This window comes from Acinetobacter sp. NIPH 542 (assembly GCF_000369825.1).
Taxonomy (GTDB): domain Bacteria; phylum Pseudomonadota; class Gammaproteobacteria; order Pseudomonadales; family Moraxellaceae; genus Acinetobacter; species Acinetobacter oleivorans.
The window spans coordinates 47,364-70,598 of the sequence record NZ_KB850204.1; the positions used below are offsets into that span (position 1 = coordinate 47,364).

The window sequence follows — 23,235 nt, forward strand, 5'->3', positions numbered from 1 at the left end:
ACTATTCCCAATCTGGTTGTTGTTCTGGCGCCGCGTTATAGAAGGCTGGGATAGACAAACAATGGTGATAAATCGATTCAATTTTTGGAAACGCAGATAAATCAATCTTGAAGCGTTTCGCGTTGTAAACCTGAGGAATCAGACAGCAATCAGCAATTGTTGCTTCGTGTCCAAAGCAAAATTGTCCGTTTGAATCTTGAAGTAGCTGTTCGAGATTTTGAAAGCCTTCAATAATCCAGTGCTGATACCAATAATTTTTTTGCTCATCTGAAACATTTAAGTCATTTTTTAAATATTTCAGTACGCGTAAGTTGTTTAACGGGTGAATATCGCAAGCGATTGCTTGGGAAAAAGCACGGATTTTGGCTCTCTCTTGCACATTACTTGGAAGTAATTTGTTTTCTGGATATTGTTCATCCAGATATTCCAAAATACTTAACGATTGAGACAATGTTAAATCGCCGTCAATTAATGTTGGAACCAGAGCACTGCGGTTTAACTTTAAATAGTCTTCGCTTTGCTGTTCATTTTTTACCAGATGAACCGGAACAGTCTCATAAGCTAAACCTTTAATGTTTAGACCAATCCGTACTCTGTAGGCTGCAGAGCTACGAAAGTAACTATACAGCTTCATAGTCTGGCTCCGAAGTTTCTGCAAAGTCGAACGTTAATGCAGGAAGAACCGTATTTCGAACTTCACCAAAGCCAATGCGAATACCATTTTTCTCACAGTGGCCTTTCATGATGAGCGTATCGCCATCTTGCAAGAAACCACGAGTTTCGCCGTTAGAAAGTGTCAGAGGTTTAGTGGTGTTCCATGTAAGCTCAAGCAAGCTGCCATAAGAGTCAGGTGTAGAACCTGAAATCGTACCTGAACCCATTAAATCACCAACCTGAACGTTACAGCCGCCAATGGTGTGGTGAGTAAGCTGTTGAGACATAGACCAATACATATATTTAAAATTGGTTTTGCAGATTACGTCGCTTTGCGCCGATTTCGGGCTTTGAATTTCAACACTCAAATTAATGTCGTAACTGTTAGCGATATTTTCTTGTAAATAAGGTAAAGGTTTAGGCTCTTGTTCTGGGCCTTCAACTTTAAATGGCTCAAGTGCTTCAAGTGTTACCACCCAAGGTGAGATGGCACTGGCAAATGATTTTGAATTGAATGGACCTAGAGGCACATATTCCCATTGCTGGATATCGCGTGCTGACCAGTCATTGAGTAATACCATTCCAAAAATATGGTCCCACGCATTTTCAATCGAGATCGGTTGACCAAGCGCCGTTGGCTTACCAATAACAAATGCTGTTTCAAGTTCAAAATCGAGTTTACGCGATGCAGAAAAAACTGGGCGCTCTTCATTTGGAAGTTTAATTTGTCCAGAAGGACGCACAACTTGAGTGCCGCTGACTACAACAGAGCTAGCACGGCCGTTATAACCAACAGGCAATTCAGTCCAGTTTGGTAGTAAAGCATTTTTTGGATCGCGGAACATACAACCTACATTGGTCGCATGTTCTTTAGAAGAATAGAAATCGGTATAACCAGGCACCTGAAGAGGTAAATGCAAAGTAACGCTGTCTTGCTTAACTAAAACTTCTTGGCGTAATGCTTCATTTTCTTGAAGTGTTAAATTTTCAACTGAAAGAAGAGACTGTAGTGTCTTACGAACTTTTGACCAGTTGGCTTTGCCAGACTCGATAAATTTATTCAGTGTCGGTTGGTTAAAGTATGTGTCTTGTTCTGAGAGTTTTAAAAGACCGTGCTTTTCAAGAGCAGCGAGATCAATCACCCAATCACCAATAGCTACACCAACCTGACGCTCGCCATCAGCTGTTTTGCTAAAAATACCATAAGGCAAATTATGAATAGTGAAATCTGATTGAGGTGAAACTTCAATAAAAGAGTTTAGTTTTTGTTCCATTTTCGCGTCCTTGTCTTTATCTCGGGTCTTATACAAATAAAAGTTCGGTCTAGGACTGAGCTACTCAATAAGTTTTTAACCTTTGCTTAGATCATCTGTCTTATGAGTTTGATATAGACCGAGCACAACCAATTGCTTCATGTCTCTATAATACTGAATTCATCAAATTACGCAATACATAATTTAATTACACATTTCATAATAATTGTCATTTCTTGTATTTTCTGTTTTCATTCGCGGTCATGAGAAAAGTCACGCAATTATTTTTTCATGAATATCTATGAAAGTTTGATAAATTTATGATATACGTAATTTATTGGAAAAAAATTACGTGACACGGATGAGAATAATCATATGTCAGCACAAGAGCAAGGAAACCTGAAACATGGTTTGAGTAATCGGCACATCCAGCTTATTGCATTGGGTGGGGCGATTGGCACAGGGCTTTTTCTTGGTATATCACAATCGATTAAATTAGCAGGTCCATCGGTCATCCTCGGTTATGCCATTGCAGGATTTATTGCTTTTTTAATGATGCGTCAGCTTGGTGAAATGGTGGTTGAAGAGCCAGTCAGTGGTTCTTTTAGTCATTTTGCCTACAAATATTGGGGACCATTTGCAGGGTTCATGTCAGGATGGAACTATTGGGTACTCAATGTTCTCGTCTGTATGGCAGAACTAAGCGCAATTGGTCTTTATATTCAATATTGGTGGCCGCAAATCCCAACGTGGGCATCTGCTTTAACCTTCTTTGTCTTAATTAATGGCATTAATTTGCTACATGTTAAGTTTTTTGGCGAAATGGAATTTTGGTTTTCTATTGTCAAAATCTTGGCGATTCTTGCAATGATTGGTTTTGGTTCATATTTACTTGCAACAGGCACGGCAGGTCCACAAGCAAGCATTTCGAACCTCTGGGCACTTGGTGGTTTCTTCCCATTTGGTGTTGAAGGCTTAGTGATGGCAATGGCTGTCATTATTTTTGCTTTTGGTGGTATTGAGCTTTTCGGTATTACTGCGGCTGAAGCACGTGACCCTGATAAAACTTTACCTAAAGCTGTGAATCAAATTATTTACCGTATTTTGATTTTCTATATTGCGACACTTTTTGTTTTATTCTCGCTATTCCCATGGAATCAAATGGCACAAGGTGGAAGCCCGTTTGTAATGGTATTTGCTTCTTTAGATAGCCAAGGAATTGCAACGTTATTAAACTTTGTGATTCTGACTGCTGCTGTTTCAGTTTATAACGGTACAAGTTATTGCAGTAGCCGTATGCTATTGGGCCTTGCACAACAAGGAAATGCACCAAAAGTATTTGCACACATTAATAAACGCGGCATTCCAACCAATGCAGTGATCCTTTCTGCTGCTGTGACTATTTTATGTGTATTGTTAAATTATATTTTCCCTGAAAAAGCATTTGGTTTACTCATGATGCTCGTGGTTGCAGCCATTGTGATTAACTGGGTTGTAATTTCATGGACGCATTTAAAATTCCGCAAATATATGCAACGCCAAGGGCAAACAACGAAGTTCCCAAGCTTCATGTATCCATTTAGCAACTATTTATGCATCGTGTTTATGTTGGGCATTTTAATTGTGATGTCTTTAACACCAGATATGCGTGTTGCGGTCATGATGATTCCTGGCTGGATCTTGTGTTTGATGGTGGCTTATCAATTTAAACGCCGAAAACTAAAAGCTGAGCAGTCTTTAACTGCTGTAGAAGCCGATATTTAATAACAGCGTAAGTTGTATTTACCAAAAGGACGTATCTCATACGTCCTTTTTTATTTTTAAAATTTAACAACAGAAATTAAAGGACTTTATTATTGTTATAATATAACATTTGTTCAATTTGATGATGAGCAGTCTTCCCATTTTTGGCGAAGATAGAGCATATTTATGAAACGTTATTTAGGTTTAATTTTATTATCTCTTACAGCGTGTAGTACACAAACGCCCAAGCCAACAACTCCTCTACACACCCACACTTTGCCGCAGCCTAAAAAAACAGTGGTCAGAATAAAGCAGCAACCCGAAGATTATGTGGCTTGGATTGCAACCGCAGATCACGGACAGTCTGTACAAGCTTATAAGCAATTTCTTAAGCAAAAAGGGCTTGCCAATTTAGTTCCAGACCATGAGTTATTACGCTCGGCTCGTGATTGGCAAAAATGTGGAGTTGAACCGTATGCGGTGCCACCAAGAGAGATTTGGTCCAACATCGTTCCGACGCTTAGCATTTTAAAAGCATTAGTTGACGATGGGGTAATTAACGATTTTGAAGTGACATCGGCCTATCGAGCTTTATCTTTAAACCGTTGTGCAGGTGGTGCAGATGCTTCGCGACATGTCTTTAATGCAGCGCTTGATTTTCGAATTGGAGCAGAACAGCCTACCGATTTAGACCAGTTTAATATTCAACAAACCAAAACTAAACTTTGTCAGTTCTGGGAAACCAAGGGGCAAGCACTTAACATGGGTCTGGGTGTTTATGCTTCGGGACAAATTCATATTGATAGCCAAGGATTCCGTTCATGGGGGCCTGACCATCACTATAGAACCTCGATTTGTCAGTAACTATAAAAGCAATTTTTTCAAAGACTAAATGAATGGGCTTAAATAAAACTGGAATAAAAACTTGATCAATAGTTATGTTATAACATAACATTATTGTGGTTTAGAAATAGATTACGCCTGTGATCTGGCCATATTTAAATGGCCAGCCATGATCAGTTTAAATATTATTCAAAGAGATCAAGCCATGCGCACTGCAATCGCCAACTCATTTGCCAAGCTTCCCGTCACTGTTTTATCTGGCTTTTTGGGTGCAGGAAAGACCACATTACTCAACCATATTTTAAATAATCGTGAAGGCCGCCGCATTGCCGTGATTGTCAATGATATGTCTGAAGTGAATATTGATGCGGCATTAGTACGCGAAGGTGGGGCGGAGCTTTCAAGAACAGATGAAAAGCTGGTTGAAATGAGTAATGGCTGTATCTGTTGTACTTTACGAGAAGACTTATTGGTTGAGGTTAAACGGTTAGCTGATGAAGGACGTTTTGATCAATTGGTGATTGAGTCAACTGGCATTTCTGAACCGCTGCCTGTTGCAGAAACCTTTACCTTTGAAGATGAAGATGGAAACTCACTCAATGAGTTTGCTCGACTCGACACCATGGTCACGGTAGTCGATGCTTTTAACTTTCTTAAAGATTACGGTTCAATGGACTCCCTGCAACAACGTGGTGAGTCATTAGGTGAACACGATGAGCGAACTGTGGTCGACCTTCTTATTGATCAGATTGAGTTTTGTGATGTGATTATGCTGAATAAAATTGACCTGATTGATCAGGCTCAGCAAGACCAACTCATCGCAATTTTAAAAACTTTAAACCCGCGTGCTCGAATTGAGATTGCTCAATTTGGAAAGATCGCTTTAGATAAAATTTTAAATACTCAACTATTCGATTTTGATGAAGCTGCACAAGCGCCGGGATGGTTAAAAGAGTTACGTGGAGAACATACGCCAGAGACTGAAGAGTATGGAATCAGTAGCTTTGTTTACCGCGCGCGTCGACCTTTCCATCCAGAACGGTTTTATGATTTGGTACAGGCTGAATGGCCGGGTGTCGTTCGTTCTAAAGGTTTTTTCTGGTTGGCTGCTGAACCGACATTGGCTTATTCATGGTCACAAGCAGGTGCGATGGCACGACATGGCTTGGCAGGTTATTGGTGGGCGGCCGTTGCAGAGGAAGACTGGCCAAGTGACTTAGACAGCATCGAACAAATTAAAAAGGTTTGGGATGCTCAAACAGGTGATGCACGTCAGGAGCTGGTTTTAATTGGTATGCAAATGGATGAGCAAGCTTTAATAGAACGCTTAGACCGTTGTTTATTAAGTGATGAGGAAATGGCTTTAGGACCACAAGCTTGGCAGAACTGGTCTAATCCTTTTAAACAAGAAGATGAAACCATGTTGATCGCTTAATTAAAAAAGCCCCTATTTAAAGGGGCTTTTTTTATGATTTGTCTTTAATGAAAATCTTTCGAATGTAGCTGTTAAGCGGTGTGGAATAATATTTTTCAATCGCTGCGCTGATAATAAAGGTCAGAACCAGATAGCCAATTAAAAGCATAATTTTGATGCTAGAGTCGGTTTGAGCCGGAACAAAAGCAACTTTCATAAGACCCAGCACAACTAGATGAAACAAATAAGTTTCATAACTTCTTTGCCCCAACCAAACCATGATTTTTGTAAAGAGGTTATGCGCTTGCGTTTCGGAAGGATGTTGAAAACACAAAATCATTAAGCCTGTGGCAAGAGCAAATAAGCTAATCCCCCAAGTACTCACTTCTTTAATTGGTGCATATAAATAAAGAGCGACCATGCTCAAAATAATCAACCAAGAAAGAGGTTTTTTATAGTGCCAATTTGGCTGATATTTATCAGAGAAAATCGCTGTTAAACAGCCAATTGCTATACCATCAAAGCTCGAAAAATAATGATATAAATAAGCGCCGCTTTCTTCTCCAAAATGGAGAGACCTAAAATAAGGTCCGTATAAAATGACTCCAATCAGTACAGCAATAAAGACCTTATTACTACGCGTGAGCAGGCACAATAATGGAAAAACAAAGTAAAAAACTTCTTCTACAGAGAGCGACCATAACACGCCCAAAGCGTAGTTTACCCAACCAAATTTAATAATCAGGATATTCATCCAGAAGGTTAAAGCCGCAAATATGGTTAAAGGATAGGAAACCTCAATGCCATTCGGAGCTTGGTTCATAAAGGGTTTTAAGTCAAATGAACCAAGTATGCTTACCCCTAAAATGAGTAATATCAGACACGGTAAAATACGGGCTGCCCGTCGGATATAAAAATGCTTGAGGTTAATTGCGGAAAATTGTTTATCTCTTTTTAAAGTGTGATGGGTGATTAAAAAACCCGAAATCACAAAAAACATGGTGACGCCATAATTTCCGTTTCTTGCGATGACTGTGCTAAATGCTTCACCTAAGAAATCAAAGCCTAACCATGTATCTTTAAGTTTATAGGGAATATTAAAATGATGTAAAAGAACCAAAAGGATAGACATTCCTCGAAGAATATCTATTTTATAATTACGCATTCGATGTGCTTCCAGTTTTATTAATATACTGTGTGGCAGAAGAATACTATCGATCAGTTATTTTAAATAAAAATTTTAAGCAGCATTTCGTAAATCAGAAAAGACGATACTTTTTACATCCTTGAATTGAGCACAGGCATAGCAGAAATAACTATTAAATAAATATTGATAAAGCCTTTATATATTTGAATTTCTCTACATAAAACTTTAAATTAGCTCTTATCGAGCTATGTTTATTTTTTAAACTTTTTAAAATCTATTTAATTCATAAATTAACATGTTGTATGTGGTTGTATATACATAGCATGTCAACTAAAATACCTTTTTGCCTGCCGCCTTTTTGAGTAATTAGTTATGCCCAGAACATCAAAACAAGAACATACTGAGCTTTCGATTGAAGCTGATAGTCCAGTTCCTTTATATCAACGCGTAAAACAACTGATTTCACAAAAAATTTATGAAGGTACTTGGGCTGTAAATAAAAAAATTCCTTCGGAAAGTGAACTCGTTAATCAACTCGGTTGTAGCCGTATGACGGTAAACCGTGCGCTACGTGAATTAACGACTGAGGGTTTACTCGTTCGAATTCAGGGCGTTGGTTCTTTCGTTGCGGAAGGGCAAGGCCGAACTGCACTTTTTCAGATTAATAATATTGCCGATGAGATTATTGCACGAAACCATAAGCACCACGCTGAAGTTTTAGTCTTAGAACAAATTTATGCAAATGCAGAGCAAAGCGTGTTAATGCAGACTCGTGAAGGGCAAAGATTATTTCACTCGATTATTGTGCATTATGAAAATGATGTACCTGTTCAGGTCGAAGATCGTTTAGTCGATGCAGCACTGATACCAGATTATCTACAACAAGATTTTAAAACGATTACGCCGAATGCTTACCTCATGGCAAAAGCTCCTGTCTCAGAAGGTGAGCACATTGTCGAGGCAGTTTTAGCATCTCCGCAAGAGTGTAAGTGGTTGAAAATTACTAAAGCTGAGCCTTGTTTACTGATCCGTCGCCGTACATGGTCAAACAAACAACTCATTTCAAGTGCGCGTTTGATTTATCCGGGTAGCCGCTATTATCTTGAAGGGAAATTTAACCCATGATTGAATTGATCAGGGCAGATCAATATACAAAAATGCTTTGGAAAAATGGTGCGGGTTCCACTTTAGAAATTGCTCGAAGCCAAGGTGAGGCTGATTTCGATTGGCGTATTTCGATGGCTGATGTGACTACTTCTGGGCCATTTTCTTTATTTCCCAATAAGCAGCGAATTATTAGTGTGCTTGATGGAAAAGGCCTGGTGCTGCATGTCGATGATCTTCCTGCCAAAACGCTGAACCAAGGCGATATTTTTGCTTTCCATGGTGAGAGTCAGGTTCAAAGTAAACTGATAGACGGTGTAATTCGAGATTTAAATTTAATTTATGATCCTGCAAAGTTTCATGCCCGCTTTCAGAGAGTAGAGTGTACAGAAGAACAGACTTTTTTAAGTTCGGCAGACCTGATTTTCATTTTTAATAGTGGTTCTGAAACGGAAGTAAATGTTGATGATCATTCCGTTCAGCTTGCTGCTCATGAGACGTTAAAAATTGAGAGAAATGCTGGCGTGACATCGATCAGTTTTCTAAAAAAACAACTTAAAAGCTGCTATGTCATTGAGTTAATCCAACGATAAAAAGACATTATTTATTACTTAAAAAGCACATGTCGATTTAAAAGATATGTGCTTTTTTTATACCTAATATAAAAATAAATTAATTTAATTCATATGCTTATTCAGTTTTTTTAAAAAAATATGAGTAACCCTCTTCACGCCGTAAAATATTTGTGTAGTATATGGATGTATATACAAGTTAATACATTACTATACAAATGCAGAAACAAGTGATGTTCTGCTGATGTAAGCTCAAAGGAAGGAGTCCGCCTGTGACAACAACGACAACAAAATTTCGTGATGTAGAAATTCGTGCACCACGTGGCACTGAATTAACGGCTAAGAGTTGGTTAACTGAAGCCCCATTACGTATGTTGATGAATAACCTTGATCCGGACGTTGCAGAAAACCCGAAAGAGTTGGTTGTATACGGTGGTATTGGCCGTGCAGCACGAAACTGGGAATGTTTCGACAAAATTGTAGATACTTTAAAAAATCTTGAAACTGACGAAACTTTATTAGTTCAATCAGGCAAGCCAGTTGGTGTATTTAAAACTCATAAAGATGCACCACGCGTTTTAATTGCAAACTCAAACCTTGTACCGCACTGGGCAAACTGGGAACACTTTAACGAATTAGATGCAAAAGCACTCGCAATGTACGGTCAAATGACAGCGGGTTCTTGGATCTACATCGGTAGCCAAGGCATTGTGCAAGGTACTTATGAAACTTTCGTTGAAGCTGGCCGCCAACATTACAATGGTGATTTAAACGGTCGTTGGGTTCTTACTGCTGGTTTAGGCGGTATGGGTGGCGCTCAGCCTTTAGCTGCAACACTTGCAGGGGCTTGTTCTTTAAACATCGAATGTCAGCAAGCAAGTATCGATTTCCGTTTACGTACTCGTTATGTAGATGAACAAGCAACTGATTTAGACGATGCTTTAGCGCGTATTGATCGTTACACCAAAGAAGGCAAGGTTATTTCAATTGCACTTCATGGCAATGCTGCAGAAATTTTACCTGAGCTTGTTCGCCGTGGTGTACGTCCTGACATGGTAACCGACCAAACAAGTGCACACGATCCACTCAATGGCTACCTACCAGTAGGCTGGACTTGGGATGAATATCGTGAACGTGCGAAAACTGAACCAGAGGCTGTTGTAAAAGCTGCAAAACAGTCGATGGCAAAACACGTACAAGCGATGCTCGATTTCCAAAAAATGGGTGTTCCAACATTTGACTATGGTAATAACATCCGTCAAATGGCGAAAGAAGAAGGCGTAGAAAACGCTTTTGATTTCCCTGGCTTCGTGCCTGCGTATATCCGTCCATTGTTCTGCCGTGGTATTGGTCCATTCCGTTGGGCAGCGCTTTCTGGTGACCCAGAAGACATTTATAAAACAGATGCTAAAGTTAAAGAATTAATTCCTGATGATGAACATTTACATCACTGGTTAGACATGGCACGTGAACGCATTAGCTTCCAAGGCTTACCAGCACGTATTTGTTGGGTTGGTCTAGGCTTACGTGCAAAACTTGGTTTGGCATTTAACGAAATGGTTCGTAGCGGTGAATTATCAGCTCCAGTTGTGATTGGTCGTGACCACTTAGACTCAGGTTCAGTTGCGAGTCCAAACCGTGAAACTGAAGCAATGCAAGATGGATCAGATGCAGTATCAGACTGGCCTTTATTAAACGCTTTGCTTAATACAGCAGGCGGCGCAACTTGGGTTTCTTTACACCATGGTGGTGGTGTAGGTATGGGCTTCTCTCAACACTCAGGCGTTGTGATTGTGTGTGACGGTACAGATGAAGCTGCTGCACGTATTGCTCGTGTACTGACCAATGACCCTGCAACAGGTGTTATGCGTCATGCCGATGCCGGTTATGAAATTGCGATTAACTGTGCGAAAGAGCAAGGCTTAAACTTGCCAATGATCACGCAATAAAAATACATGGAAGAACTGGCGGTGCTTTTTGCAATTGTGAAAAGCACTGTCTCAGCAGAATATAGTGCAAAAAATTAGGAAGCCAACATGGAATTACTGATCCAACCGGGAAAATTAACCTTAGCTGATTTACGTCAAGCTTACCTCAACCCGATTAAAGTTAAATTAGATGAAAGTGCTTCAGCTGCAATCAACGCAAGCGTGGCTTGTGTAGAACAGATTGTAAATGAAGGGCGTACAGCTTACGGCATTAACACAGGTTTTGGTTTACTTGCTTCAACCAAGATTGCTCCTGAAGATTTAGAAAAATTACAGCGTTCGTTAGTTCTTTCGCATGCAGCAGGTGTAGGTGAAGCACTTGATGATGCAATGGTTCGTTTAATTATTCTATTGAAAGCAAATAGCTTGGCACGTGGCTTCTCAGGTATTCGCCGTAAAGTGATTGATGCTTTGTTGGCTTTAATTAATGCTGAAGTTTATCCGCACATTCCTCTTAAAGGTTCAGTCGGCGCTTCAGGTGACTTGGCACCACTTGCACATATGTCTTTGATTTTACTTGGTGAAAGTAAAGCGCGTTATAAAGGTGAATGGTTACCAGCAGTTGAAGCTTTAAAAATTGCAGGCTTAGAACCAATTTCTTTAGCAGCGAAAGAAGGCTTGGCACTTTTAAACGGTACACAAGTTTCGACTGCTTATGCTTTACGTGGCTTATTTGAAGCTGAAGATTTATTTGCTGCTGCGACAGTTTGTGGTGGCTTAAGTGTTGAAGCAATGCTGGGTTCACGCTCACCGTTCGATGCACGTATTCATGAAGTACGTGGTCAACGTGGTCAAATTGATGTTGCGGCGGCTTATCGTGACTTATTGACGGATTCGAGTGAAATTGCACATTCACACGAAGACTGTAGCAAAGTTCAAGATCCCTATTCTTTACGTTGCCAACCACAGGTGATGGGTGCATGTCTAACTCAAATCCGTCAGGCTGCTGAAGTTTTAGAAATTGAAGCAAATGCGGTATCTGATAACCCACTTGTTTTCGCAGAACAAGGTGATGTGATTTCTGGTGGTAACTTCCACGCAGAACCTGTAGCAATGGCGGCAGATAATTTAGCATTGGCAATCGCAGAAATTGGTTCACTTTCAGAACGTCGTATTTCGATGATGATGGACCGTCACATGTCACAGCTTCCACCGTTCTTGGTTGCAAATGGTGGTGTGAACTCAGGTTTCATGATTGCTCAAGTGACAGCAGCAGCTCTTGCGAGTGATAACAAAGCACTTGCACATCCAGCGAGTGTTGATAGTTTGCCAACTTCAGCGAATCAGGAAGACCATGTATCAATGGCTCCGAATGCAGGTAAACGTCTTTGGTATATGGCTGATAACGTCCGTGGCATTTTAGCTGTCGAATGGTTAGGCGCTTGTCAGGGTCTAGACTTCCGTGAAGGCTTAAAAAGCTCGCCTAAACTTGAACAAGCTCGTAAAATCTTGCGCGATCAAGTTCCTTACTACAGTGAAGACCGTTTCTTTGCTCCTGATATTGAACAAGCAAGTGAATTACTTTCGAGTGGCTGTTTAAACGAGTTACTTATTCCAAAACTACTCCCTAGTTTATCTGAAGTGTGATTGATAAAACGGTCACATGGAGTGGCCGAATCTAACTAAATTTCCTCAAGGATTGGAGATTATAATGTCACAAAACTCCACATTACAGCGGGGATTGAACACCCGCCATATTCGTTTCTTGGCATTGGGCTCAGCAATTGGAACTGGGCTTTTCTATGGTTCGGCTACCGCCATTAAAATGGCGGGGCCTTCAGTATTATTGGCGTATATCGTTGCAGGGATTGCAATTTATATCGTTATGCGCGCACTGGGTGAAATGGCTGTCCATAACCCAGTATCCGGTTCATTTAGTCACTATGCATCACAATACATTAGTCCTTTGGCAGGTTTTACTACGGGCTGGACTTATGTGTTTGAAATGGTGATTGTCGCGATTGCCGATGTCACCGCTTTTGGTATTTATATGGGGTTCTGGTATCCCGATGTGCCACGGTGGATCTGGATTTTATCTCTGATTATGTTCTTGGGTGCTATTAACCTGATTCACGTTAAAGTCTTTGGTGAACTCGAATTCTGGCTTTCCATCATTAAAGTCAGTGCCATTGTTGCCATGATTTTAGGCGGAATAGGGTTAATGTTCTATGGCTTCCATGCTGACCATAGCAGTGTGGTACCGGGTATTCAAAACTTATGGATTTATGATGGCTTTATGCCGCATGGCATTGCAGGCTTAGTTGCATGTTTATCTGTGGTTGTATTTGCTTTCGGTGGTATCGAAATTATCGGTTTAACTGCTGGTGAGTCACAAGACCCTAAAACCACTTTGCCAAAAGCAATTAATGCTGTTCCAGTACGTATTTTACTTTTCTATGTACTGACCATTTTTGTTTTGATGTCGATTTTCCCATGGAATCAAATTGGTAGCCAAGGTAGTCCATTTGTACAAATTTTTGAAAATTTAGGCATTAAATCTGCTGCGAATATTCTAAATATTGTGGTGGTGACTGCTGCGATTTCGGCAATTAATAGTGATGTATTTGGCGCTGGCCGTATGCTTTATGGTATGGCAAACCGTGGTCAAGCACCTCGCATTTTCCAAAAATTATCGCGTAATGGTGTGCCTTGGATGACTGTTGTGGTTATGGCTGGCGTGCTGTTAATTGGTGTGGTGTTGAACTACCTAATTCCTGAAAATGTATTCATGATCATTGCATCAATTGCGACTTTTGCAACGGTTTGGGTATGGCTCATGATTTTACTTTCGCAAGTTGCGATGCGCCGTAAATTATCTACTGCTGAAATTAAGGCACTGGATTTCCCTGTATGGGGTTGGCCAGTTGCACCTGCGTTCGCGATTGGTTTTATGGTGTTTATTTTAGTGATGATGGGTTATTTCCCTGATTCACGTCCTGCAATTTATGTCGGAATAACATGGCTTGCACTCTTAACTATTGCTTATCGCATATGGGTAAAACCACAGCAAAACTTGGGAAAGGAAAGTAATCCTATCCAGCAAAATGTTGAGATAGAAAGCTAACAAATGAACTGCCCAATGGTTTAACTATTGGGCAGTTTTGAGGAAAGGCTCATGAAAAAACTTTGGCAGAATTGCCACATTGCGACCATGCAAAATGGGCAATACTCCTACATTGAAGATGCTGCAATTGTCACAGAAGGGCATCTCATTCAGTGGATTGGAAAACAACAACAACTTCCTACCGACACATATTCCGAAACAGTTGACTTAAAAGGCGCTTGGGTTACCCCAGGGTTCATCGACTGCCATACGCATAGTGTATTTGGTGGCAACCGTAGTGTTGAGTTTGAAAAGCGCTTACAAGGTGTAAGTTATGCTGAAATTGCAGCAAGCGGTGGCGGTATTGCTAGTACAGTACGTGCAACGCGTGAAGCAAGCGAAGAACAACTATTAAATTCAGCACTTAAACGTATTCGTTGCATGCAACAAGACGGTGTAACCACCATCGAAATTAAGTCTGGTTACGGACTTAATTACGAAAATGAGCGCAAAATGCTGCGTGTGATCCGTCAAATTGGTGAAGCTTTACCAATGACGGTCAAAAGTACCTGTTTAGCTGCTCATGCTTTACCGCCAGAGTACAAAGACCAAAGCGATGCTTATATCGAGCATATCTGTACAGAAATGTTGCCTAAACTGCATGCTGAAGGTTTAGTCGATGCAGTTGATGCGTTCTGTGAGCATTTAGCATTTTCACCTGCTCAGGTCGAACGTGTTTTTAAAACAGCACAATCATTGGGTCTACCCGTTAAGCTTCATGCTGAACAGCTCTCATCATTAGGTGGCTCAAGCTTGGCAGCACGTTATCATGCTTTGTCGGCTGACCATTTAGAGTACATGACCGAAGATGATGTCAAAGCCATGGCAGAGTCGGGTACGGTTGCGGTGTTACTACCGGGCGCTTTTTATCTATTGCGTGAAACACAATACCCACCAATTGAAAGTCTTATTAAACATGGCGTGCGTATTGCGCTGTCGAGTGATTTAAATCCGGGCACATCTCCAGCACTTTCTGTACGTTTAATGCTGAACATGGGCAGTACGCTCTTCCGTTTAACGCCAGAGCAAGCATTAGCGGGTGTCACCATTCATGCTGCACAAGCGCTCGGTTTAGAGCAAACACACGGCAGTTTAGAGCAGGGTAAAGTCGCTGACTTTGTGGCTTGGGATATTGAGCATCCATCTGAAATTGTTTACTGGCTTGGCGGAGATTTGCCTAAGCGAGTCGTTCAGCATGGACAAGAAGTTATTTTTTAAACGGTGTCACATGAATCACACATTTAAATGGCAAGGCCGCCATGATGGCGAAGGTGAAGCACACCAACGTATTCATCATATTATGAATAAAACCCAACATGCCGAATTTGCGCTGATTGGTTTTAGCTCTGATGAAGGTGTGAAGCGTAACAAGGGGCGAGTCGGTGCTGCCGATGCGCCAGATGCAATCCGTAATCAGCTTGCTAACTTACCGATTCATCGTCCAGTCAGTATTGTCGATTTGGGTACAGTGACCTGCGAATATGACAATTTAGAGCAAGCACAAAGTGAGTTAGCAGAACAAGTCGCAACTAGCCTACAAAATGGTTTAAAACCGATTGTATTGGGTGGTGGACATGAAGTTGCTTTTGGTAGCTTTAGCGGTCTATTCCAATATATGCAAGCCCACGCACCAGATAAAAAAATAGGCATTATTAATTTCGATGCCCATTTTGATTTGCGTGAAGCAGAACATGCCACCTCTGGAACACCTTTTTTACAAGCAGCAAGACTTTCAGAACAGCATCAAAAACAATTTAATTACTTATGTATTGGGGTTGCTAACCACGCCAATACTAAAGTTTTGTTTGATACAGCCGATGCGCTGAATTGTTCATATTTACGCGATCATGAGGTTAATATTTTTAACCTAAACAACGTGCTCGCAGCGGTTGATGCTTTTATTGAAAAAGTAGACTGTTTGTACGTTACGATAGATTTAGATGTCTTCACGGCTGCGGTTGCACCCGGAGTCAGTGCACCAGCTGTAAAAGGAATTGATTTAGCCACTTTTGAAGCAATTTTTAAGCATATTCAAGAGACTGGGAAAATCAAACTTTTAGATATTGCCGAGTGCAATCCAAAATTTGATTTAGACAATAGAACAGCAAAACTGGCTGCATATATTGTTTATCAATATTTGTTTTCTTGAGAAACAATTTTTAATGTAGAAATTCAAAAGTGCACTGAGATCGCTCATGTGCACTTTTTTAAGTTTCTGAACCATTAAAGTCAGCTACGGAATATAGATAGCAACTATAAATAATTTAATTAAAAAGAAAATTAATTTATAAAATCATTGAGTTAAAAAATACTCGATTTTTACACCATTTTATAGGCTGCTTGGCACGTAATTTGTTTTGTCTATATTTTAAACTTCGTTAAATATGTTTGGATAATTAAATGAAAAACAGAACCTTACATTTTGCTTGTATCAGTGTTTTATTTTGGATGTCTCATTCGTCTAATGCTACAACCCCCGAAATAAATACAAATACCATCGAAAAATCACAATCTAAGCAAAAGAGTGATATCTCTGTTCGGGTGAAAGCTTTAAATCAGCTTTTACAAGAACAATGGGAATATACTTTGAAAAATAACCCTGAAACTGCAACGACTTTAGGCGATTTACGCTACAACGATCGATGGACCGAGTCTTCAAAAAGTCAGATTGAGAAAGATAAAAAAACTACTCAAAATTTTTTAAAACGTTTTGAAGCGATTGATAGCACAGGGTTTTCAGCAACTGATCAATTAAATAAAGATTTAATGATTTATCAGTTGAAAGAGACTCTTAAAAATTATGATTTGAAATTGTATGAGATGCCTTTTAATCAAATGTGGGGCCTACATTTACAATTTCCGGGATTTATTAGTTCGATTCCATTTGATAATGCTAAGCAATATCAAGACTATATTGCTCGTTTAAAACAAATCCCTCTTATTCTTGATCAAGGTATTCAGTTAGCGAAGCAAGGGCAAAAAGATGCCTTGATACCACCTAAGTATTTAATTGAAAAAGTGGCAAAGCAGATTGATAGCATTGCAACTCCTGCAGGGGCGGACAGTGTGTTTGCTTCGCCATTAAAGCAATTTCCAAAAAACATTTCGAAAGCAGAACAAGAGCGTTTAAGCCGTGAAATACTACAGGCCATAGATCAGAATGTTCGGCCTGCCTATCAAAAACTCGGGACGTTTATTCAGAAAGATTACTTACCCTATGGACGACAGCACGAGGGTATATGGAGCTTGCCAAACGGTGATGAGCTCTATCGTTTTTATGTAGAAGATAATACGACCACCCTAGAAAGCCCTGAAACTATTCATCAGCTCGGATTAAAAGAAGTTGCTCGTATTGAAGCGGAAATGCTTAAAATTGCCAAAGCACAAGGTTTCAATGACTTAAAAAGTTTCCAACAATCTTTAAAAACAAATCCAGCTGTTTTCCCAAAATCTCGTGAAGAAATTTTAGAGATTTATCGCGGGTATATTGCCCAAATGCAACCAGAGTTGCCGAAGCTCTTTGGTTTATTGCCCAAAAATAAAGTCGAAGTTTTACCTGTAGAGCAATATCGAGAAAAAGAAGCGGCAGGTGCGGAGTATCACCAAGGCACACCTGATGGTTCACGCCCCGGACAAGTATATGTAAATACTGGCGACTTCTCTGAACGTTCCAAAATATCAATGGAAGCGACCGCTTACCATGAGGCTATTCCCGGCCACCATATGCAGATTGATATTGCCCAAAACCTGCCAAATTTGCCGATGTTCCGGAAGCAGCCGAATCACACCGCGTATATTGAAGGATGGGCACTTTACGCAGAGCAATTGGGTAAAGATGTTGGTTTCTATAAAGACCCGCTTTCAGACTATGGAAGACTATCAAGTGAGTTGTTCCGCGCTTGTCGTTTAGTGGTGGACACTGGCGTACATTATAAAAAATGGACCCGTCAGCAAATGATTGATTTTATGCGTGAACACTCAGCTTTAGATGAACCAGATATTCAGGCAGAGACTGATCGATATATTGCTATTCCTGCCCAAGCATTGGCATACAAGATGGGACAACTAAAAATTTTAGAGCTACGGGAGCTCGCCAAACACGAGCTTGGAGACCGTTTTGATATCAAAGCATTCCATGACATGGTTTTAAATGCAGGAACATTGCCTTTAAATATACTTGATGCCCGTATTAAAAATTGGATTAAGGAACAAAAAGCGGCAGCTTAAAATAAAATTTGAAATTTAGGTCAGGTCCTCGTTGGGCCTGATTTAAAAACCGATAGAAAACAGAATATAATAATAAAAAATATATTTTCGAAATTAGAAATGGAAAAAAACCTAAAAGAATATCAGGCTATTATTTTTGATTTAGATGGTACCTTAGTCGACTCCTTTCATTTTTTTCTAAGCGTTTTAAATCAACTTTCCGCAAAGTATAAGTTTAAATCTGTAGAGCTACATGAAGTAGAGCAGTACAAACATCTTTCACCAAAAGAAATTATGAAAGAAATGAATGTTTCTAGGTGGAAACTACCTTGGATTGCCAAAGATTTTATTCAGCTAATGAAAGAAAGAGACCAAGAAGTTTACATGTTTGAAGGCATGCGCGATCACTTAATTGAACTGCATAAGCAGGGGTATACGCTCGCAATTATTACTTCAAACTCTAAAGAAAACTGTCAAAATGTACTGGGTAAAGAACTCTGTGAGCTTTTTAGCCATATTGATGGTGGCTCGTCTATATTTGGTAAAGCTAAACGAATTAAGCGTGTTCTCAACATTTTGAATTTAAATAAAGAGCAGGCCATTTATGTTGGCGACCAAACCACTGATGGCGAAGCTGCACATAAAGCAGGTATTGATTTTGCTGCCGTCGGTTGGGGTTATACATCGGCTGAAAAATTAAAAACCATTCAGCCCAAAGTCGTGCTAACAGACTTAGCAACCATGAAAGAATTTTTCTAAATATATGAAATGCAGGACAAACCATGAATAACAATAACAACCCAATTGGAATGATTGATTCTGGTTTAGGCGGGTTGTCTCTCTTTAAGCACATTCGGCAGGCCCTTCCGAATGAAGATATTATCTATTTCGCTGACTCGAAATATGTCCCGTATGGAGACAAAGAAAGCGACTGGATTGTTTCAAGAACCACGCATCTAATTTCAAATCTAGTTGCTCAGGGTAAATGCAAAGCGATCGTGATTGCGTGTAATACGATGACGGCTGTAGCGATTGAAACAATCAGAGCGCAAATTAATGTGCCACTCATTGCCATAGAACCAGCGGTAAAACCTGCTGTAGCCATCACTCAAAGTAAGCATATTGCTGTCTTGGCGACTGCCACCACAGTGAAGGGCAAAAACTTAAAAAGTTTAATTGAAACGTATGCGCAAGATATTAAAGTGTCTTTAGTACCTTGTATTGGTTTAGCCGAAAAAATTGAAACGGGTAAAGCACATACAGCGGAAGTTGAAGATTATTTAAAAAATATTTTGGCGCCGTTGGTCGAGCAAAAAGTCGATACGATTATTTTAGGATGCACACACTATCCGTTTGTCTCAGATACGATTCAGGAAATTGTAGGCCATGATATCCAAATTATTGAGCCTTCCGAAGCTGTAACAGCGCAATTAATTCGGCAGCTCAATCAATATAAGTTAAGTTCTGAAAGTCCAAATGAGGGGAATCATATTATTTGGACCAGTTCAGACCCGTTGGAAGTTGCGGACGTTACTTTTTCATTGTTAGGTAAACATTTACCCGTAGAAACTACTGGTTTTTAAAGCCAAGAAAAACGCCTAGTCCCATAAAAATGAGTCCACCCATAACTGACATAGATTTTTGGGGTTTCTTTGATTTAGTTAATTTTTGACTGATGTAATTGGCTAAAAACACACAAACAATATCAGCAGAAACAAAGATTAGATTCACAATCAGCCCCAGAATGATGAATTGAGACCAAACTGGAAAATCTAATGAGGTATTAATAAATTGAGGTAAAAATGCGATATAAAAAATAGCGGTTTTAGGGTTTAAAACTTCGACCAGAATGCTCTGCTTTAAAGATAATTGACCATTTTCAACATTTTGCTGAACAGTAGGGGACGAGGTAGATCTAATTAATTTAATGCCTAACCAAACTAAATACAAAGCGCCTAAAATCTTAATAATATCATAGAGTTTTGGAATAATTTGAAAGATAGTCGTTAAGCCTAAAGAGGCCGCGATGATATGAAAACAACCTCCTAAGAAAATTCCAAATGCTGCCATCAAACCAGATTTTCTGCCGCGAGAAAGCGTCTGTGCAGCGGTATACAACATTGCTGGGCCCGGAATATAAGCAAAAATAATTGTAGTAATTAAAAAGGTAATGAAAAGCTCTAAAGAAATCATGTTTGACCTATCTTATTGTTACTATTTTTGAGTGAATTTTAAACAATTTAAAGTATAAGAAATTTATAAGTATTTCAATTTTATAAGCAGATTTATTTCTATAAAACTAAAAATCATCCAAAGAATGATTTAAATTCTTTGGATGATTGAAAATAAGCTTATTTAGCTTTTAGAGTCACTGTCTATTAAGCACTTTTAAGTTCCCAGCGCTGTTTTGGGTCATTAGATCGTTGACTAATACCTACAGATGAACCCCAAGTATGTGTCAGTACAGCATCTGGTTGGCCTTCCACAAAGATATAACCATCTTCAAATGCCCACTTAGTTTGGTACTGGCGACCCGCACCTTGCAAGAAAACACGGCCACTATGCCAATTAATTGGTTTTATTTCTTTACCATTGGTACTGTTTAATGCGGTTTGGAGTTGTTCAAAAGACTCATTTGACTGTAAACCTGTCTGCAAAATCTTTTTGACCGTATCCATATTTTTTTCATTCGTATGTAAATCTAGAGTTTTTCTAAGCTCTAAAAGAACTTTTACGGCTTCTTTTTTAAGGTCTTGAGTATTTTCATATTCTTTAAATACTTTTGCATGAAGCTCATGAATGCTCTCTTTCTTGATTTTTTTTAGAAGAGTATCAATATTTTGATGGTGTAAATGCAATCGGAACTCTGACCTTGAAGTCCAATCTTTTTGATCCAAGACATCTAATTGCACCGCGGCAAGAATGATCTTATAAAGTTGTTCATTATGCTGAGCGAAAGGATTCACAGACAAATTTTTAAGTTCAGGAATATCTAAACCTAGAAACGGAGATTTAGCATATTCATGGAACTTGTGTTCGATGCTACGAATTGAATTATGAGCCAGTACCGTATTTAAAGAATCATTCAGCTTAGTTTCATCAAGTTTGCCAATGAGTTCGGATTTAATTGTTTCTTCGCCGTTACTATGAATAAATGTTTTTAATAAACGAACAATATCAAGACCTTCACTTGTTTGTAAATGGGCTAGTGTTTCTTCATCTTGTTTTGGCAAAAGACTAAGGAAATGTTCTAAGTCTTTGTCTAATAATTTATATGCAACCGCATTTGTCTTAACATGAGCACCGAGCACCCAACGAGAACGGATATCTTTAACTTTGTTATAAAGCATATTCACTCTGTGACCCCAACTGTCTGCACTACTGTCAAAATACCAAAGCTCTTCGTCTATATTTTTAACCTTGTCATGTACCGTAAATTCACGGTCATTTGTATGAGAGTAAGCTAACTTACCCGTTTCACCACGCGCAGTTACTGCATCTTGTACACCATGGGTTTGACCACCATACAAACTTGAAATACATGCACCTGTTTCTTTGTTAACGATTCTAAAGTTTCCTTCTGGAAAGCCATTAGCCATGATATGTCGCTCCTTATAATTAGAAAGTTTTTGTAATAGTCGAAATTAATAGTTATCAAGTAAATTTCGAAGCGTGATTTATACCATAATTTTTCACATATAAATCCAAGTGTTTTTGTTGGTTTTTGTATTTAACATTTTGATTTTATTGTATTTATTAGAATTTCTTAATAAAAGCATGAGACTATACTTTAGAGCTATAAGAACACAATAAAAAAGTCCAATATGTATTTCAAAGACATATCTAGTTTTTTAATAGATGAGTTATCAAAGTTATGAATGCTTTGATAACGAAATACTTTTAAATTACTTAACGGTTACTGATTTAGCCAAGTTAGGCTGTTGGTTAACGTCTGTACTATGCAATATAGAAAGATGTTGACGGCCTAGGATTAGGACAGCATTCACCTGTAAAAGCTTAAAAATAAGCTCTCAAAAAGATGGTAAGAGGTGGGGCGCAGCATCTTTGGAGTAAGTGCTTTCTATAAGTTGTTTCTATGTCTCGCTTTTTCTCATCTTATATATTTATATAAACTGTTAAATTAAAATTAACGATCAATTTATTTTATTAACTAAATATATATAACCCAAGTTTTTATTTTAAATTTAATTAAAATCCGCAAATATAATAAAGACAATAATATTATTTAAATATGAATAAAATTATTATATTTAAACTTTTTCATTAAAATAAATTGACGTTCTTTATTATACCAATTATGATTTCGTTGCTGGCCTACATTGCCAGTCGGTTTTAGCAGACCGTATCCTAGCGAATGGGTTATACTTTCTGAGTATTTCCCATGTGGAACCTTTGTGCCCCCTTTTTCTCTATGGTAGGGCGGAAGGGGGACGCGTTCGCGCGTGCTGGTCGCTAGGTCAGTCTGCTAACCCTCTTTCGTTCTGCCACCCTAATCAATTGACGGTGATTTGGTGGTAGGACTCCATTTTTAAGGAGTTGGCCATGCCACAATTTAAACTCATTTTCTCTCTTATTTAACTATTTTATTTATTTAAAATTTGGGTTTCTTTAACCTGATTTTTTAAATTTATAAATTATTTTTATTTTAAAATCTTAATTATTTTATTTTCCTATTTTTTGTGGGAGGATTAATTATTATTTAAAAAATTATTTTAATATTTAAGTTAATCATATTTTTATTTTATTTAAAGATATAAATAAGCATGAGAATAATATGAAACTTCATAAATTTATATTGTTTTTAAACCTTGTGGTCGGTGCTTACAGTATTACAAATGATGACGCCAATGCTCAGCAGGAATTTAAAAGAATTTGCTTGTCAGGTGAACACATGCAAGCCAGTTGTAATTGTGTTTGCCAACAGCTTGCACAGGCGTATTCGCCTCAAATTGTACAACGTTTAAAACATGCCAGTTTGCAAAGTTCTGTTCTCCCACAGGACTTTGCCCCTAACTTGTTCAGCAGCATTCAACGCTGCGACAAAACTGAAATGGGCTAAGTACTTCGCTTAGCTCCTTTATCTCTGTGTCGCAATGATCTCTCAAACTTTAAATCAGCGCAAAAGTAAAAAGTCCGTTGTGACACAGGGTCCTAGGGGATTTCTCTACTATCAAACTCGGTTTTCTT

18 protein-coding genes and 1 pseudogene are annotated in these 23,235 nt (G+C 38.9%); 14 read left to right on the top strand and 5 right to left on the bottom strand.

The genetic code is table 11. From position 1 onward, the window contains the following. Position 1: 1 nt before the first annotated feature. Positions 2–634, bottom strand: a complete 633-nt coding sequence (gene maiA / locus F886_RS01265) for a maleylacetoacetate isomerase (protein WP_005300430.1) — start codon at positions 632–634, stop codon at positions 2–4. Beyond that, on the bottom strand, positions 621–1,928 hold the full coding sequence (gene fahA / locus F886_RS01270; RefSeq protein ID WP_005300433.1) for a fumarylacetoacetase: 1,308 nt from the start codon (positions 1,926–1,928) through the stop codon (positions 621–623). Before fahA ends, maiA begins: the two co-directional genes overlap by 14 nt. Positions 1,929–2,282: 354 nt before the next feature. On the opposite strand from fahA, the gene F886_RS01275 reads away from it, so the two are divergent. The 3 genes from F886_RS01275 (at position 2,283) to zigA (ending at position 5,928) form a co-directional block, all read left to right on the top strand. Then, positions 2,283–3,671 carry an amino acid permease gene (locus F886_RS01275; RefSeq protein ID WP_005300436.1) on the top strand — a complete coding sequence of 463 codons (1,389 nt, stop codon included), beginning with the start codon at positions 2,283–2,285 and terminating at the stop codon, positions 3,669–3,671. A 165-nt stretch (positions 3,672–3,836) separates the two neighbouring features. Next, entirely contained in the window at positions 3,837–4,514 is a 678-nt protein-coding gene (locus F886_RS01280) for a D-Ala-D-Ala carboxypeptidase ZrlA (RefSeq protein ID WP_005300438.1), read from the top strand. A gap of 148 nt (positions 4,515–4,662) precedes the next feature. Beyond that, the gene (gene zigA, locus F886_RS01285) at positions 4,663–5,928 is read left to right on the top strand and encodes a zinc metallochaperone GTPase ZigA (RefSeq protein WP_081402052.1); all 1,266 of its coding nucleotides are present in this window, start codon (positions 4,663–4,665) and stop codon (positions 5,926–5,928) included. A gap of 31 nt (positions 5,929–5,959) precedes the next feature. On the opposite strand, the gene F886_RS01290 is transcribed toward zigA, so the two are convergent. Next, entirely contained in the window at positions 5,960–7,072 is a 1,113-nt protein-coding gene (locus F886_RS01290) for an acyltransferase family protein (protein WP_005300443.1), read from the bottom strand. Positions 7,073–7,426: 354 nt separating this feature from the next. Between F886_RS01290 and hutC the strand changes: the two genes are divergently transcribed. The 10 genes from hutC (at position 7,427) to murI (ending at position 19,610) form a co-directional block, all read left to right on the top strand. After that, positions 7,427–8,179: a histidine utilization repressor gene (gene hutC / locus F886_RS01295; RefSeq protein ID WP_005300446.1), complete on the top strand. Its 753-nt coding sequence runs from the start codon at positions 7,427–7,429 to the stop codon at positions 8,177–8,179. Next, on the top strand, positions 8,176–8,751 hold the full coding sequence (locus F886_RS01300) for a HutD/Ves family protein (RefSeq protein WP_005300449.1): 576 nt from the start codon (positions 8,176–8,178) through the stop codon (positions 8,749–8,751). The genes hutC and F886_RS01300 overlap by 4 nt, the downstream gene beginning before the upstream one ends. 251 nt (positions 8,752–9,002) lie before the next feature. Then, positions 9,003–10,679 carry a urocanate hydratase gene (gene hutU, locus F886_RS01305; RefSeq protein WP_005300451.1) on the top strand — a complete coding sequence of 559 codons (1,677 nt, stop codon included), beginning with the start codon at positions 9,003–9,005 and terminating at the stop codon, positions 10,677–10,679. Between the two features lie 87 nt (positions 10,680–10,766). Next, positions 10,767–12,305 carry a histidine ammonia-lyase gene (hutH, locus tag F886_RS01310; protein ID WP_005300454.1) on the top strand — a complete coding sequence of 513 codons (1,539 nt, stop codon included), beginning with the start codon at positions 10,767–10,769 and terminating at the stop codon, positions 12,303–12,305. A 64-nt stretch (positions 12,306–12,369) separates the two neighbouring features. Next, positions 12,370–13,782 (top strand): amino acid permease, encoded by a 1,413-nt coding sequence (locus F886_RS01315; RefSeq protein WP_005300457.1) that lies wholly within the window; start codon positions 12,370–12,372, stop codon positions 13,780–13,782. A 51-nt stretch (positions 13,783–13,833) separates the two neighbouring features. Further along, on the top strand, positions 13,834–15,039 hold the full coding sequence (gene hutI / locus F886_RS01320) for an imidazolonepropionase (protein WP_005300460.1): 1,206 nt from the start codon (positions 13,834–13,836) through the stop codon (positions 15,037–15,039). A gap of 10 nt (positions 15,040–15,049) precedes the next feature. Further along, positions 15,050–15,970 carry a formimidoylglutamase gene (hutG, locus tag F886_RS01325; protein ID WP_034590628.1) on the top strand — a complete coding sequence of 307 codons (921 nt, stop codon included), beginning with the start codon at positions 15,050–15,052 and terminating at the stop codon, positions 15,968–15,970. Between the two features lie 251 nt (positions 15,971–16,221). Continuing rightward, positions 16,222–18,048: a DUF885 domain-containing protein gene (locus tag F886_RS01330; protein ID WP_005300465.1), complete on the top strand. Its 1,827-nt coding sequence runs from the start codon at positions 16,222–16,224 to the stop codon at positions 18,046–18,048. Between the two features lie 99 nt (positions 18,049–18,147). After that, on the top strand, positions 18,148–18,786 hold the full coding sequence (locus tag F886_RS01335) for an HAD family hydrolase (RefSeq protein ID WP_005300467.1): 639 nt from the start codon (positions 18,148–18,150) through the stop codon (positions 18,784–18,786). Positions 18,787–18,809: 23 nt separating this feature from the next. After that, positions 18,810–19,610 (top strand): glutamate racemase, encoded by an 801-nt coding sequence (murI, locus tag F886_RS01340; protein WP_005300470.1) that lies wholly within the window; start codon positions 18,810–18,812, stop codon positions 19,608–19,610. Here the strand turns inward: murI and F886_RS01345 are convergent. Together F886_RS01345 and F886_RS01350 are read right to left on the bottom strand one after the other, a co-directional pair. Further along, positions 19,597–20,220, bottom strand: a complete 624-nt coding sequence (locus tag F886_RS01345) for a LysE family translocator (protein WP_005300472.1) — start codon at positions 20,218–20,220, stop codon at positions 19,597–19,599. The genes murI and F886_RS01345 overlap by 14 nt on opposite strands. 185 nt (positions 20,221–20,405) lie before the next feature. Further along, positions 20,406–21,626, bottom strand: coding sequence for a hypothetical protein (locus tag F886_RS01350; protein ID WP_005300475.1), 1,221 nt, complete (start codon positions 21,624–21,626; stop codon positions 20,406–20,408). Positions 21,627–22,822: 1,196 nt separating this feature from the next. On the opposite strand from F886_RS01350, the pseudogene F886_RS01355 reads away from it, so the two are divergent. Next, positions 22,823–23,120 (top strand): annotated as a pseudogene (locus tag F886_RS01355) (hypothetical protein). The last annotated feature ends 115 nt before the right edge of the window (positions 23,121–23,235 follow it).